Here is a 14,521-nt window from a genome sequence, read left to right on the forward strand (position 1 = left end):
TCCCAGCCATGACCTCTTGCAGCCGCCCGTCAGGTCACGCTCAACGAACGGAGTATCTCCTCGGTCGCATCCTTGTCGCCCCGCTCCCGGACCTGCACATACACCTGCGGCTGCGCGGCGCCGTCCGCCGGAGCCAGGGCGGACTCCGTGACCGAGCCGCCGTCCGGGCAGCCGCTCCAGGCCCGCACCAGACCGTGCCAGTCGGCGTCGGTGAAGGTGCGGCTGCCGGAGAAGCGGCAGCCGGAGTGGGCGAGGGCCTTCACCCGCGCGGTGACGTCACCGTGCTCGCTCATCCCGACGAACGCGCCGTCCACCGCCGCCCCCAGATCGGGCCACCGGCTCAGGTCGTCGGCGACCACCAGCCCCGGTTCGTGGCCCTTGGCGAGCCCCAGCGCGCCCGGGTCCCAGCCGGAGCCGCGCAACTCGCGGCCGAAGCCCGCCGGCACCCTGACGGCCACTCGTCCCGTCGAGTCCGTCACCCGCACCTGGTCCGAGGAGCCGCCGTGGTGGATCACCAGGGTCACCGTGGCCGCGGCCGCCACCGCCGCGAGGACCGCGGCCACGGCCAGCGTCACCGAATTCAGCCGGCCGCGCACACCGTCCAGCCGCCGGGTGGGCCGGAGCGCGGGCGGCCCCGCCGCCAGCCGGTCCAGCTCGTTCGCGAACGCCTGCGCGCCGGACCAGCGGCGCGCCCGGTCCGGCTCCAGCGCGCGCAGCAGCGCCCGCTCCACGTCCTCGCCGAGGTCCGGCCGCAGCCGCCGGGGCGGTGTCACCCGGCCCGGCGGGCCCGGCACGCTCCCGGTGACCAGTTCGTAGCCGACCGCGCCCAGGCTGTAGACGTCGGCCCGCTCGTCGATGCCTTCCCCGGGCTCGGCCTGCTCCGGCGGCTGATAGCCCGCCGAGCCCGCGGCCAGCGTGAGTACCGAGGCCTGCGCGAGGCTCTTGGCGAGTCCCAGATCGGCCAGCAGCACCCGCCGGGTGCCGTCCGGGGCGGTGTGCAGCAGCACGTTGGTCGGCTTGATGTCCCGGTGCACGATGCCCGCCTCGTGCAGCGCGGCGGCGGCCCGGGCGGCCTCGGCCGTCAGCGCGAGCGCGTGCCCCACCGGCAGCGGCCCGTGCGCCAGCAGGTCGGCGAGGGTGCCGCCGGCGGCGTACTCCATCACGAAGTACGGCCTGCCGTCGGGGAGTTCACCGATGTCGTAGACCTGCACCACGCGGCTGGACCCGGCCCGGCGCAGCAGCCGGGCCTCGGACAGGAAGCGGTCCCGGATATCCAGCCGGTGCGACCAGTTCTCCGCGAGGACCTTCACCGCGACCGGGGCCTCGAGCTCGTCGTCGTGAGCGAGCCAGACCGTGGCGAAGGCGCCGGTGCCCAGCGGCCGTTCGAGACGGTAGCGGCCGATCCGATCCAGGGAGTGCATAGGACTATCATGCCTGGCCTGAGATCGACTCGAGGGGGGACCCGTACGTGCAGGACCAGGCGCCGGTGGAAGACCTCGCCCGGTGGGCCGCCGCCGGCGACAGCGCGGCCCTGGACCGGCTGCTCACCGAGATCCGGCCGGAGGTCCTGCGCCGCTGCGGGCGCTTCCTGCCGTGCCGGGAGGACGCCGAGGAGGCCGCGCAGGACGTGCTGTTCCAGGTGGCCCGGCACATCAGCCGCTTCGAGGGCCGCAGCCGCTTCAGCACCTGGCTGTACACCGTGGTCGCCAACTGCTCCCGGCAGAAGTACCGCGAGCTGAAGCGGCGGGCCGCCGAGCAGCCGGCCGCCATCGAGCCCTCGCACGCCGTCGACCCGCGCACCACCAGCGTCATCGCCGGATCCCGGGTGGACCTGCTGGAGGCGCTGGAGCGGCTGGAGCGGACGCATCCACACCTGGTGGCGCCGCTGGTCTACCGGGACATCTGCCAGCTGGACTACGCGGAGGTCGCCGAGCGCGTCGGCATCCCCCTCGGCACCCTGAAGTCCCGTCTGCACGAGGCGCGCAAGCTGGTACGGCCCTGGCTGGTGGGCGGCTGAGCCGCTGCGCACCGGACCGGGCCCCGCGCGCTGGGATTCGGCCGGGCCACATGGTGTTTCCTGACGGCTGGTCGCCGGCGGTGGGCGCTGCGCCCCCGCCCCGGCCCTCGCGCCCGGCGCCTGTGTGGGACACGCCCGTGGGGGCAAGTCCGCCGTGTGCCGCCGGGTGACGGCGGACGACCGTCACGGCGGCGGGGGTCGTAGCCGGGACCCGGTGCCGTCCGGCTGGCCGGCCGGAACCGCGCCGCCGGGACGCTCTACTGCGCCACCTCGTACAGCGGCAGTTCCGCCCAGATCGTCTTGCCCTCCGGGGTGTGCCGGCTGCCCCAGCGCTGGGTGAGCTGGGCGACCAGCAGCAGGCCGCGGCCGCCCTCGTCGAAGATCTTGGCCCGGCGCAGGTGCGGGGCGGTGTGGCTGGTGTCGGACACCTCGCAGATCAGCGTGCTGGTGTCGTGGATCAGACGCAGCCGGATGGGGTGCGAGCCGTACCGGATGGCGTTGGTGACCAGTTCGCTGACCACCAGTTCCGTCGTGAACGCGGCCTCGCTCAGCCCCCAGGTGTCCAGCTGCTCCACCGCCTCCTTGCGGATCGGCGCCACCAGCGCCGGGTCGGCCGGGATGTCCCACGTCGCGACCTGCGTGGCCGGCAGGCCCTGGGTGCGGGCGAGCAGCAGTGCCACGTCGTCCAGGGAGCCGCCCGGCGGCAGCACGGTGTGCAGGATCCGGTCGCAGGTCCCGTCCAGGGAGTCCGCGTACGTCCCGAGCGCCTCGTAGAGCATCGCCCGGTTCGTCTCCGGATCCCGCTCCCGGGACCACACCAGACCGTCCGTGTACAGGGCGAGGACGGTGCCCTCGGGCAGTTCCACCTCCGTGGCCTCGAAGGGCAGCCCGCCCAGGCCGAGCGGGGGACCGGCGGGCACGTCCAGTGCCCGGGGCACACCGCCCGGCGGCAGCACCACGGGCGGCGGATGCCCGGCGCGGGCCACCGTGCAGCGCCGGGACACCGGGTCGTAGACGGCGTACACACAGGTCGCGCCGACCTCGCCGGGGCTGCCCGCCTCACCGGGGCTGGTGACGACGCCGGACTCCTCCGACAGCCTGACCACCAGGTCGTCCAGATGCGTGAGCAGCTCGTCCGGGGCGAGATCGATGTCGGCGAGGGTGCGCACGGCGGTCCGCAGCCGGCCCATGGTGGCCGAGGCCTCGACGCCGTGCCCGACGACGTCCCCGACGACCATCGCGACCCGCATCCCGGACAGCGGGATCACATCGAACCAGTCGCCGCCCACCCCGGCCCGTGCGGCCGGCAGATAGCGCGAGGAGGCCTCCAGCGCGGCCGTGCGCGGCAGCGTGCGGGGCAGCAGGCTGCGCTGGAGCGCGAGCGCGGTCTCCCGCTCGCGGGAGTAGCGGCGGGCGTTGTCGATGCAGACGGCGGCCCGGGCGGTGATCTCCTCGGCGAGCAGCCGGTCGTCCGCGGTGAACGGGTCCGGCCGCCGGTGGCGGGTGAACACCGCGACACCGAGGGTGAGCCCACGGGCCTGGATGGGCACCGCCATCGAGCAGTGGACGCCGAATCTGCACACCCGTTCGCCGCGCTCGGTGCTCCAGATCAGCCACGGCTGCGTCTCACCCGCCGCCACCGAGCCGAGGATCGTGTGGCCCGCGGTCAGCGAGTCGGCCTGGGGCGAGCCCGCCGAGTACTCCTCGTTCTGGCCGGGCCTCATCACCGCCTCCGGCACTCCCTCCAGGACCGACCGATGGGCGGCCCGGCGCAGGGTGACCGGCGCGGTGAGGCGGGCCGGGGGCTCACCGCCGTAGTCCTGCGGGTCCAGCAGGTCGATGGTTACGAAGTCGGCGAGCGCGGGCACACAGACCTCCGCCAGTTCCTGGGCGGTGCGGGCGACGTCCAGCGTGCTGCCGATGCGCACGCTCGCCTCGTTGACCAGCTGCAGCCGCTGCCGGGCCCGGTAGTTGTCGGTGATGTCGTGCGCGGCCAGGCTCACCCCGTGCACCCGGCCCTGATCGTCCCTGACCGGGGCCATCCCGGCGAGCCAGGCGTGAGCGCGGTCCTCGCCACCGGTGCGCATGAAGATCTGCATGTCCAGCGGGCTGCCGGTGGTCAGCACCTGGAGCATGCCCCGCTCCAGCTCCTCGCTCTGCGGCTTGCCGCCGATCTCCGAGAGCCGCAGGCCCCGCACGCGCTCCTCCGGCAGACCGATGACCTCGGCCATCGCGTCGTTCATCCGGCGCAGCCGCAGCTCCGCGTCGTACACGGCCACGGCGCACGGCGACTGGATCAGGCCCGCCGAGGCGAGCGGGTCGTCCTCGGCGGGCGGTGCCATGCCGGTCAGTGGGGTGACCACGAGCCAGCTGCCGCCGTCTCCGTCGTGCGCCGACCGGCGGTGGGCGAGCAGCCAGACCGGGACGGTACGGCCGTCGCGGTGGCGCAATCCGACCGTTCCCTGCCAGCGGGGGCCCGTGGGCAGGGAAGGGATGTCGTCCTCGGCCAGGAGGCGGGCGGCGGGGCGGCCCAGGACGGCGTCCGGCGGGTGACCGAGCAGGCGCCTCGCGCCCTCGTTCCACTCGACCAGCCGGCCGTCGTCGTCGATGACGGCCCGGGCCGTCGCCGCGTCGTCGAACGGATAGCCCCGGCTCATCCTCGCCGCTCCCAAGCGCACACTCACAGTGAACAGGTGGCACCTCTCGTGTTCCAGCGTAGTGCTTCGGGGCTTGCCGTGAACCGCCACCACCGCCGGCCTGGCCGACCGGTCGAACAGGGTCAAGGGGGAAATCCGGCCGATGCGCCGACGGGGGCGGTCGCGGGGCTCCGGACCCTTGACGATCGTGAGTGGCGACCCGTCAGAATCTGTTTGTTCACGATCAGTTGTGAGTACTTCTGGGCCCTGATGAGGGAGAGCCGTCATGACGGTCACTCGCCGATCGGTTCTGGTCGCCGCCACCGTGACACCCGCGGCCGGAGCGCTGCTGAGCATCCCCGCACCACCGGCCGCCGCCGCGGCGTCCGCCGGTGCCGACGGCCGCCACACCGTGCCTCTGCGGGACGGCTGGCGCTTCGCCCTGGTCGATCCGGGCGGCCTCACCGATCCCACCGGCGCCTACGCGCAGGCCGCCGATCCCGGCTACGACGACTCGGCCTGGCGCGAGGTCGCCGTGCCCCACGACTGGTCGATCGAGCAGACCCCCACCACCGACCACGGCACCACCAGCGGCACCGGCTTCCTCCCCGGCGGCCTCGGCTGGTACCGGCTCGCCTTCACCCTGCCGCCCGCGTACGCCGGCAAGCGCATCTCGGTGGAGTTCGACGGCGTCTACATGGACTCGTACGTCTACTGCAACGGCACGGAGGCCGGCCGCCACCCCTACGGCTACACCGGCTTCGCCCTCGACCTGACCGGCCTCGTGCACAGCGACGGCAGCACGCCGAACGTGCTCGCGGTCAAGGTGCAGAACCAACTGCCGAGCAGCCGCTGGTACTCCGGCAGCGGCATCTACCGCGAGGCCCGGCTCGTGATCACCGAACCGGTGCACGTGGCGCGCTGGGGCACCCGCGTCACGACCCCGGAGGTCTCCGCGGGCAGCGCCCTGGTGCGGGTGGCCACGACGGTGCTGAACGAGTCCGGCACCGGGGCGGACGTTCAGGTCCTGTCCCGGATCACCGGCCCCGACGGCCGCACGGTCGCCCGCACGTCCACCACGGCCGCCGTCTCCGACCGGGCCACCGAGACCCATGAACTGACCGTCGCCGAGCCCCTGTTGTGGGACTTCGTGACCCCGGAGCACCGCTACACCCTGCACACCGAACTGCGCGTCGCGGGCCGCACCTCCGACACCTACAGCACCCCTTTCGGCATCCGCAGCTACCGCTTCGACCCCGACGAGGGCTTCTCCCTCAACGGCACGTATACCAAGATCAAGGGCGTCGACCTGCACCACGACCAGGGCGCGCTCGGCGCCGCGATCAGCATCGACGCGGTCCGCAGACAGATGCGGATCATGAAGTCGATGGGCGTCAACGCCTTCCGCACCTCCCACAACCCGCCCTCGCCGCAGATGATCCAGGTCTGCGAGGAGCTGGGCATCGTGATGATGGTGGAGGCCTTCGACTGCTGGCGCACCGGCAAGACCAGGTACGACTACGGCCGCTTCTTCGACGAGTGGTGCGAGAGGGACGCCACCGAGATGGTCCTGGCCGCCCGGAACTCACCCGCCGTCGTCCTGTGGTCCATCGGCAACGAGATCCCCGACTCCACCTCGACGGCCGGACTCGCGATGGCCGACCGGATCATCGGCGCGATCAAGGCCGCGGACGACACCCGGCCGGTGGTGATCGGCTCGAACAAGTACCACGGCGTGCCCGCCCAGGGCTCGGCGGCCGACCTGATGCTCGCCAAGCTCGACGGCCTGGGCCTCAACTACAACACGGCCAAGTCGGTCGACGCGCTGCACGCGCGCTACCCCCACCTGTTCCTCTTCGAGTCCGAGTCCTCCTCGGAGACCTCGACCCGGGGCACGTACCAGGAGCCGGCACACCTGAACACCGGCGAGAACCACACCCCGGGCAGACGGGAGACCTCCTCCTACGACAACAACCTCGCCTCCTGGACGATGAGCGGCGAGTACGGGCACAAGAAGGACCGGGACCGGAAGTGGTTCGCGGGACAGTTCCTGTGGTCCGGCATCGACTACATCGGCGAGCCCACGCCGTACGACGTCTTCCCGGTCAAGACGTCCTTCTTCGGCGCGGTCGACACGGCCGGGTTCCCGAAGGACATGTACCACCTCTTCAGGAGCCAGTGGACGACCGAGCCGATGGTCCATCTGCTGCCGATGACCTGGAACCACGAGGAGGGCGACACGGTCGAGGTCTGGGCGTACGCGAACGTGCAGCAGGTCGAGCTGTTCCTCAACGGAAAGTCCCTCGGGGTACGGCAGTTCGACGTCAAGCGGACCACCGACGGCCGCGGCTACCTGGAGACCACCGAGGCCACGGGCGACGACAAGACCTTCCACGGTGGCCCCTACCCGGGCAGTTACACCAGCCCCAACGGCAGCGCGGGCAAGCTGCACCTGACCTGGAAAGTACCGTTCCGGCCCGGCGAGTTGAAGGCGGTGGCCCGGCGGGACGGCAAGGTGGTCGCCACCGATGTGCTGCGCACGGCGGGTGCCGCGCATGTCGTACGGCTGACCGCCGACCGCAATTCCCTTGCCGCCGACGGCCGTTCGCTGATCTTCGTCACCGCCGAGATCGTCGACGCTCACGGCGTGGTGGTGCCCGACGCGGCACACCTCATCACCTTCGACGTCACCGGCGGCTCCCTGGCAGGGGTCGACAACGGCCGCGAGGAGAGCGCCGAACGCTACCAGGCGAGCACCCGCAGCGCGTTCCACGGCAAGGCCCTCGCCATCGTCCGTTCCGGTACGAAGCCCGGCCCGCTGACGGTCACCGCCCGGGCGGACGGACTGCGCACCGGCACGGCGAGCGTGCCCACCACCCCGGCTCGCGACACCGCCCGCACCCCGGCGGCCGGCTTCCGGCCCGACCGCCCGTCGCCCGCGAACTACCCCTACGCGGACGCCGGCTACTCCGGCCGCCCGGACACCCCGCCCGCCGCGATGCTCGACGGCGACCCCGCCACCGGCTGGTCCAACGCCTTCGCCAAGTCGGCCACCGCGCTGCTGCCCGCGTTCAACGGCGCCCGCGCCGAGGACTGGGTCTCGGTCGACTTCGGGCGCACCCGGACCTTCGACCGGGTGGCGGTCTCCTTCACCGTGGACGCCACGCACGCCCTGCCCGCGAAGGCCGGCGTGGCGGTGTGGGACGGGCGGGCCTTCGTCCCGGTCACGGGCGCGAAGGTGGACTGGGCCACCGCGTCGGACAGTCCGACGGTGATCACCTTCGACGCGATACGGGGCTCCCGGTTGCGGTTGACGCTCACGAGCGCCTACCCGGGAGAGGCGAAGGGGGCGGTGCGGATCAGCAGGCTGGATGTGTGAGCAGAACGCCGGACACCGGAGACCTCGGCCGGGACGGGCCGCGGGCCCGCGGTGGCCGCGGTGCCCTCATGTCGCGTCGTGGAACACCAGCCCCAGCGTTCGCCGCCGGCCCGACCGCACGGTGCTCACCCCGTGCCGCATCGCCCCGGCCGACCAGCCTCGGCGGGTGCGCACGGGGTGGTCCCTGGTGGTGAACACCAGGCCGTGGCCCTGGCGCAGGATGCTCGCCGTGCCCCGGGACTGGGCGCGCGGGCGCTGTTCGACCATGAGGAACTCGCCGCCGGTGTAGTCGGTGCCGTACGCGTCCAGCGCGACCACCACCTGGAGCGGGAAGACCAGCTCGCCGAACACGTCCCGGTGCAGGGCGTTCCAGTCGCCCGGACCATAGCTGAGCAGGATCTGCGCCGAGCGGTCCTGGCCGGCGGCGTGACAGCGCTCCAGCCACTCGGAGAGGGAGTCGGGCCAGGGCGCCGGGCGGCCCAGACGGGCCGCCCAGTCCCGGGCGACCGGCAGCAACCGCGGGTAGAGCGCGGCGCGCAGCGCGGCCACCGGGGCGGGCAGGTCATGGGTGAAGTAGCGGTACTCGCCGGAGCCGAACCGGTGCCGGGCCAGATCGACCGTCGTCCGGAACAGTTCCGGCTTGTCGTAGAGAGCGGCCAGGTCGGCGCAGTCCGCGGGGGAGAGCAGCGGGCCCGTGGGCGCGTTGCCGTGCTCGTCCAGCTCGGCCGCGAGCGCGGCCCAGTCCGTGCGGGCCACCCGGCGGCGAGCCTCGGCCGGGGTGAACGTCATGAGGTCCTCCTTCACAGCAGGGTCCTTCACGGCAGGGCGGGCTGCAGTGCGCCCTCGTGCGTGAGCAGCCACAGCTTGCGTTCGACTCCGCCCGCGTAACCGCGCATCGAGCCGTCCGCGCCGATGACCCGGTGGCAGGGGCGGACGAGCAGAAGGGGGTTGGCGCCGAGCGCCCGGCCCACCGCGCGCAGGTCGGCGCGCGGCACGCCCAGCCGGGCGGCCAGTTCGCCGTACGTGGTCGTCGTGCCGTAGGCGATGTCGTCGAGGGCCTGCCACACCGCCCGCTGGAACGGGGTGCCGGTGGCGGCGAGCGGCAGCTCGAAACGGGTCCGGCGGCCCGCGAAGTAGGCGTCCAGCTGCCGGTGCGCCTCGGCGAAGGGCCCGTCGTCGCGGTCCTCGGCGCGGACGACGGGCGCGCCGCGCTGCCCCGGCATGCCGAGCGAGCCGAGTGTCAGGCCGGCCGCGGAGACCGTGCCGGTCAGCAGCAGGTCGCCCAGCGGGCTCGGGTGGAGGGTGTGGACGGTACGTGTGCTCATGGCAGGGCTCCTGGGTTTGCGCTGTCGGCTTCTTCCTCGCTGCCGAGTCTGCTGCAGTGCGGGCCGCTTGACCGGCGGGAATCGGACATGGCCCTGCGATCTTGCAGGTACCGATGGGAAGGGCACCTGACCTGCCGATATTTACGGGTAAGTACCCGCGCGGTACCGTGAGGGGCATGCCAGCTCTGAATGTGGAGTTCAGTGAACGGGAACTAGAGGACCTGCGGCAGATCGCCAAGGAGCGCGGTACGTCGATGAAGGCCCTGGTGCGCGAGGCCGCCGCCGCCGACATCGCCCGGCACCGGGCGCTGCAGGAGGGCGCCGAGGCCTTCCGCACGTTCTTCGCCGCGCACGCCGAGGAGTTCGCCGCGGCCTTCCCCGACGACGAGTCCCCCACGAAGGACGAGGCCGCCTGACGCATGCCCTCCGTCATCCATATCGACGTCCCCTGGCTGCTCCAGCGCCACGAGGAGGTCCTGCCCGACCAGCCCGCGGTCGACGACTTCTCCGCGCTGGTCGCCGCCGTCGCCCGGCACCGCGTGGATCCGCCCCGGCTCGGCGTGGACTCCGACCCCGCCTGGCGGGCCGCCGCCCTGCTGCACACCCTCGCCCTACTCAAGCCGCTGCCCGCGGCCAACGCCCGCTTCGCCTGCGCGACCGCCGTGGCCTACATGTTCGTCAGCGGCGTGGGCATCGACCCGCCCTACGGCGCCCTCGTCGACCTCGCCCGCGATCTGATCTCCGGCAAGACGGACGTGTACGGCGCGGCCGACCGGCTGCGGTCCTGGCAGATCTGAGCGGGCGGGCCCACAGCGCCCGTCCCGCCCCGGCCGGCGGGGGAAGCCGCCGGGGCCGCCGTCCGGGGCAGGGTGGGCGGGGCCGCCGGCCGAGGGCGGGAGGAGCGGGGCCGGCGGCCGGTTTCGCGCGGGAGAGCCGCCATCCCGCGCGGGGCCTTTCCGAGGAGGCCGGCCCCAGTCCACTACCGGACCGCACACCCAGGAAGCGTGCGCGGCCCCGCCGCCGTGTGCGCGTGCTTCACACGGGGCGCGTGAAAAACCGAAAGCCGCTGCACGGGGCCCGCGGGAGGGCGGTTTCTGACTTTCTTTCAAGACCGCCGATGTCTGCGGGCGCCTTGTTGCCCGTGTGGAAGTTGTGCAAGGGTTGAAACGACCGTGCGGGGGATAATATCCGGGGGTTCTCCCGGCAGTTGCAGAACTTCACCGGCCGAGCGCCGGCCAATTCCTTCCGCGCGCGTCGCAGAGCTACGCATCAACGCACGTCGCACCAAAGGAATCCGCTCAGTGCCCACCCCCCACCCTCCTCGTCCTCCCTATCCGCCGCCCGGCGGCGACCCCGGGGAGTCCGACGAGTCGCTCGCCGGTCCCCTGCGGGCCGGTTCCGATGCGGAGGCCTCCCGCTCCGCAGCCCTGCTGATGTCCCGGCACTGGCAGCCGGCGCAGGACTACGCGGTCGTCTGCCTGGCCCTGACCGGGCCGCTCGCCCACATGGTCACCGCGACCGCCTTCCACCAGGTGCTCGGCCGGCTCGCGCTCGGCGAACCCGCGGAGGCGCTGCGGCCCCGGCTGCTCGTGGCGGTCCGGGACACGGTCGTCAACTGGTCCGGCACCGACCGGATCACCGCCGTACTGCCCGGACTCGGGAAACCCGCCGGGGGGCGCGGTATGCGCGCCGCGAAGACCCTGATACCGGAAAACCGCGCCCTCTCGGACCGCTCATTTCACGCCCTTCCCCGGCTGGAGCAGGCGCTGCTCTGGCACATCGAGGTCGAGGCCGAGCCGATAACCGTTCCCGCCGGACTGCTCGGCGTGGACATCGAGAGTGCGGCGGTCGCGCTGGAACAGGCACGCGAGAAATTCCGGGAGGGCCTGGTACGCGCCCACCGGGAACTCGCGCCCGGCAAGGAATGCCGCTACTACAACCGTCTGCTCGACGTTCCGATCCGCCGCGGCGGCGCGGGCGCCCTGCTGCCCGACGTCCAGGAGCATCTGTCCGCCTGCTCCTACTGCCGGCACGCCGCCGAGCAACTGGGTCACGCCGACGCGGCGTTGGGAGTGCTGCTCGCCGAGGCCGTGCTCGGCTGGGGCGCCCGCCGCTACCTCGACTCGCGTCCCGGCCGGCGCCCCGGTACCGCCCGCACCCGCGGCGGCTCCCGGCGATCCGGCGGGCGCCGGCGCGGCGGCGGCAAGCCCGGTCTGCTGAATCGTGTCGCCCTGCCCGGCACCGGGCGGCGCGCCGACGGCGAACCCCGGACCCGGATCTCCGTCTCCCGCGGCCGGCGCCACGGCGGCGAGCCCGGACAGCCGGCCCGGGTCCCCGGCACCGCCTGGTCGTCCAGGACGCTGCTGACCGGAGTCGGCGTGGCCTCGGCCGGACTGCTCGCGACCGTCCTCGCGATCAGTGTGTGGCCGGACGGCGGCGACGGCACCGACCCGGTCGCCTCCACCAGCACCGTCCCCGGCAGCGCCGGCGGCCAGTCCCCGCCCGCCTCGGCCACCGTGCCCGGCACCGCGACCGGCACCGCGGGACTGCCCGCCACCGGCCGCCCCGCCCGGCTGCGCAACGCCGCCGCCGCCCTGTGCCTGGACATCAAGGGCACGCCGAAGGCCGGTGCGGGTGCGGTCCTGGCCGTCTGCTCCTCGGCACCGACCCAGCAGTGGACGTACGAGGCCGACGGACGCTTGCGCAGCGCGACCGCCCCGGGGCTGTGCCTGGACTCGCACGCCGACGCCGGAGTGGTGATCCTCGGCACCTGTGCGGACGCCGGGACGAAGCGGGGTGACGACGTGCGCTACGACCTCACCGGGCGGGGCGAGTTGCTGCCCCGCTGGGACCGGACGCTCGGGCTGGCGACATCCGCCGACGCTGTGGGCGCCGACCTCGTGGTCAAGGTGCGGGACGGGTCGGCCGGCCAGCGCTGGATGACCGATGTGGCCTCTGCGAGCCCCGGTTCCCTCTCGATCGCCGGCACGGGTGGCCCAGCGACCCGAAGGGGCGCGGGGAACTGCGCGACCTGCCGAGACGGCGCCGCAGACGCCTGACGGCCTGCCGCGGCACCCCGCGGAGCGCTGCGTGGCACCCAGCGGAGCGCTCCGCGGGCCGGGGTCAGGCCGGGTCCTCGACCAGGTCCGCCGACGTCACCGTCCCCGGACCGGTGTGCCCGGACAGAGCCAGCGTCAGATCCAGCTCCGCCAGCACGCACCGGACGACATGCTCCACGCCGGCCTGTCCATCCAGCCCGAGGCCGTAGACGTACGGCCGGCCGAGGAGCACGGCACGCGCGCCGAGGGCCAGTGCCTTGAACACGTCGTCGCCGGTGCGCACCCCGCTGTCGAACAGCACCGTCAGCCGGTCGCCGACCGCGTCCGCGACCCGGGGCAGCGCATCGGCGGCGGCGACCGAGCCGGCCACCTGCCGGCCGCCGTGGTTGGAGACCACCACGCCGTCCACCCCGGCGTCGGCGGCGAGCCGGGCGTCGTCCGGGTGCAGGATGCCCTTGAGCACGATCGGGCCGTCCCAGTGCTCCCGCAGGAACGCCAGGTCCGGCCAGGTGTGGCCGGCGTCCCCGAACAGGCCGAGGAAGTGCAGCACCGCCGCGTTCGGGTCCTCGTGCACGGGCTTGGCGAGTCCCGCCCGGAAGGCCGGGTCGGTGAAGTAGTTGGCGGTGCCCACCCCGTGCAGGAACGGCAGATACGCCTGGTCCAGGTCGCGCGGCCGCCACGCCAGCAGCGGGGTGTCCAGGGTGACCACGAGCACCGAGAACCCGGCGGCCTTCGCCCGGCTCAGAAAACTCCGCGTCACCTCACGGTCCTTGCCCCAGTACAGCTGGAACCACCGCTCGGCGTCCCCCATCGCCTCCGCCACCTGCTCCATCGGCGTGCTCGACGCCGAGGACAGGAGGTACGGCACGCCCTGCGCGGCGGCGGCCCGGGCGGCGGCGGACTCGGCGTCCGGATGCATGATCGACAGCACGCCGACGGGTGCCAGCGCCAGCGGTGCCGGGAGTGCCCGGCCGAGCACCTCGACCGACAGATCGCGCTCGGCCACGTCGCGCAGCATGCGCGGCACGATCCTGCGCCGGGCGAGCGCGGCCCGGTTGGCGCGAGCCGTGCTGCCGTCGCCCGCGCTTCCCGCCACATATCCCACCGGGCCCGGACCGAGCCGGTGTTCGGCCAGTTCCTCCAGCCGGGTCAGGTCGCTGGGGAGCCGGGGCACGGCACCCGACATCCCGTTCAGATAGATCTCGTACTGGAAATCAGCCCAGTGCTTCGCCATCCGGCCGTCCCGCCTCTCGTCGCTGAGTACGCGTGCAGCCCGACGATACTGGCGGGTAGTCGGGGGCCTCAGCGACGGGTGGCTGCTTTGTCCAGGATGCGGGCCAGCTCCCGGGGCGTGGAGAACATCGGCCAGTGGCCGGTGTCGAGCTCGACCAGCTCCCAGCGTCCGCCGCGCAGCGCCTCGGCCACGGCGGGCAGTGGATCGCGGCCGTCGAGGAGGCACTTGATGTACGTCGCCGGCAGCTCGGCAAGTGGGCGCTTCAGCACGGCCGGTTCGGTCAGCGTGGCGGCCGGGTGCGGGGTGCCCTCGTCGATGAGACGGGCGATCTGCTCGTCGGTGAGGTCCTGGTTCGCATAGGCCGCCGGCGGCAGGAGCGGCCACACGCCCTCGTGCTCGGCGAGAGCGGCACGGATGTGATCGCTGGGGAAGCCGTCGAGGAACGACACGCCGTCCGCCGGCACGTTGGAGTCGACGAACACCACGCGGCGCAGCCGGTCGCCGATCCGCTCGGCCGCCTGTCCGACCGGCACGCCCGAGTAGCTGTGCCCGACCAGGACGACGTCCCGCAGGTCCAGCCGCTCGACCTCGTCGACGATGTCCTGGACATGGATCCGCTGCCCGGCGGGCAACTCCCTCTTCTCGGCCAGCCCGGACAGCGTGAGGGCGTGCACCTCATGGCCGGCGGCGCGCAGGTCGGCCGCCACCTCGTCCCACGCCCATGCGCCCAGCCATGCCCCCGCCACCAGCACCAAGTCGGTCATGGCCGCCAACGTACCGCATGGATCCGACAACTTCGCCTGGAGACGGCTGAGTTGCGATTCCGGTCGCGGCCGATGCCGGATCTGCGAGCAGGCGTGCACTCCACCAC

The 14,521-nt window shown here is 73.3% G+C and carries 11 protein-coding genes; 5 read left to right on the forward strand and 6 right to left on the reverse strand.

Annotated elements, in window-relative coordinates; translation table 11 throughout:
* Nucleotides 1-29 precede the first annotated feature (29 nt).
* On the reverse strand, nt 30-1,421 hold the full coding sequence (locus ACZ5NH_RS03640; protein ID WP_468772808.1) for a serine/threonine-protein kinase: 1,392 nt from the start codon (nt 1,419-1,421) through the stop codon (nt 30-32).
* Between the two features lie 47 nt (nt 1,422-1,468).
* Between ACZ5NH_RS03640 and ACZ5NH_RS03645 the strand changes: the two genes are divergently transcribed.
* A complete protein-coding gene (locus ACZ5NH_RS03645; protein WP_468772809.1) occupies nt 1,469-2,017 on the forward strand; it encodes an RNA polymerase sigma factor in 549 nt (182 codons plus the stop codon).
* 257 nt (nt 2,018-2,274) lie between these two features.
* On the opposite strand, the gene ACZ5NH_RS03650 is transcribed toward ACZ5NH_RS03645, so the two are convergent.
* The gene (locus ACZ5NH_RS03650; protein ID WP_468772810.1) at nt 2,275-4,674 is read right to left on the reverse strand and encodes a SpoIIE family protein phosphatase; all 2,400 of its coding nucleotides are present in this window, start codon (nt 4,672-4,674) and stop codon (nt 2,275-2,277) included.
* A 265-nt stretch (nt 4,675-4,939) separates the two neighbouring features.
* Here ACZ5NH_RS03650 and ACZ5NH_RS03655 point away from each other — a divergent pair, with 265 nt between their 5' ends.
* A complete protein-coding gene (locus ACZ5NH_RS03655; protein ID WP_468772811.1) occupies nt 4,940-8,032 on the forward strand; it encodes a glycoside hydrolase family 2 TIM barrel-domain containing protein in 3,093 nt (1,030 codons plus the stop codon).
* A 66-nt stretch (nt 8,033-8,098) separates the two neighbouring features.
* Here the strand turns inward: ACZ5NH_RS03655 and ACZ5NH_RS03660 are convergent, their stop codons facing one another.
* On the reverse strand, nt 8,099-8,821 hold the full coding sequence (locus ACZ5NH_RS03660) for a 2OG-Fe(II) oxygenase (protein WP_468772812.1): 723 nt from the start codon (nt 8,819-8,821) through the stop codon (nt 8,099-8,101).
* 26 nt (nt 8,822-8,847) lie between these two features.
* Nucleotides 8,848-9,357 carry a methylated-DNA--[protein]-cysteine S-methyltransferase gene (locus ACZ5NH_RS03665; protein WP_468772813.1) on the reverse strand — a complete coding sequence of 170 codons (510 nt, stop codon included), beginning with the start codon at nt 9,355-9,357 and terminating at the stop codon, nt 8,848-8,850.
* 176 nt (nt 9,358-9,533) lie between these two features.
* Here ACZ5NH_RS03665 and ACZ5NH_RS03670 point away from each other — a divergent pair, with 176 nt between their 5' ends.
* The 3 genes from ACZ5NH_RS03670 to ACZ5NH_RS03680 all read left to right on the forward strand — a co-directional run bounded on the left by ACZ5NH_RS03670 (nt 9,534) and on the right by ACZ5NH_RS03680 (nt 12,416).
* Nucleotides 9,534-9,773: a hypothetical protein gene (locus ACZ5NH_RS03670; protein ID WP_388625325.1), complete on the forward strand. Its 240-nt coding sequence runs from the start codon at nt 9,534-9,536 to the stop codon at nt 9,771-9,773.
* 3 nt (nt 9,774-9,776) lie between these two features.
* Complete coding sequence (locus ACZ5NH_RS03675; protein ID WP_142219268.1) at nt 9,777-10,154, forward strand: toxin Doc; 378 nt, start codon at nt 9,777-9,779, stop codon at nt 10,152-10,154.
* Nucleotides 10,155-10,658: 504 nt separating this feature from the next.
* Complete coding sequence (locus ACZ5NH_RS03680; protein ID WP_468772814.1) at nt 10,659-12,416, forward strand: RICIN domain-containing protein; 1,758 nt, start codon at nt 10,659-10,661, stop codon at nt 12,414-12,416.
* A gap of 64 nt (nt 12,417-12,480) precedes the next feature.
* Here the strand turns inward: ACZ5NH_RS03680 and ACZ5NH_RS03685 are convergent, their stop codons facing one another.
* Nucleotides 12,481-13,650 carry a lactate 2-monooxygenase gene (locus ACZ5NH_RS03685; protein ID WP_468772815.1) on the reverse strand — a complete coding sequence of 390 codons (1,170 nt, stop codon included), beginning with the start codon at nt 13,648-13,650 and terminating at the stop codon, nt 12,481-12,483.
* Nucleotides 13,651-13,718: 68 nt separating this feature from the next.
* Nucleotides 13,719-14,414 carry an alpha/beta fold hydrolase gene (locus ACZ5NH_RS03690; protein WP_468772816.1) on the reverse strand — a complete coding sequence of 232 codons (696 nt, stop codon included), beginning with the start codon at nt 14,412-14,414 and terminating at the stop codon, nt 13,719-13,721.
* Nucleotides 14,415-14,521 lie beyond the last annotated feature (107 nt).

Source organism: Streptomyces sp. NPDC031426, assembly GCF_055581585.1.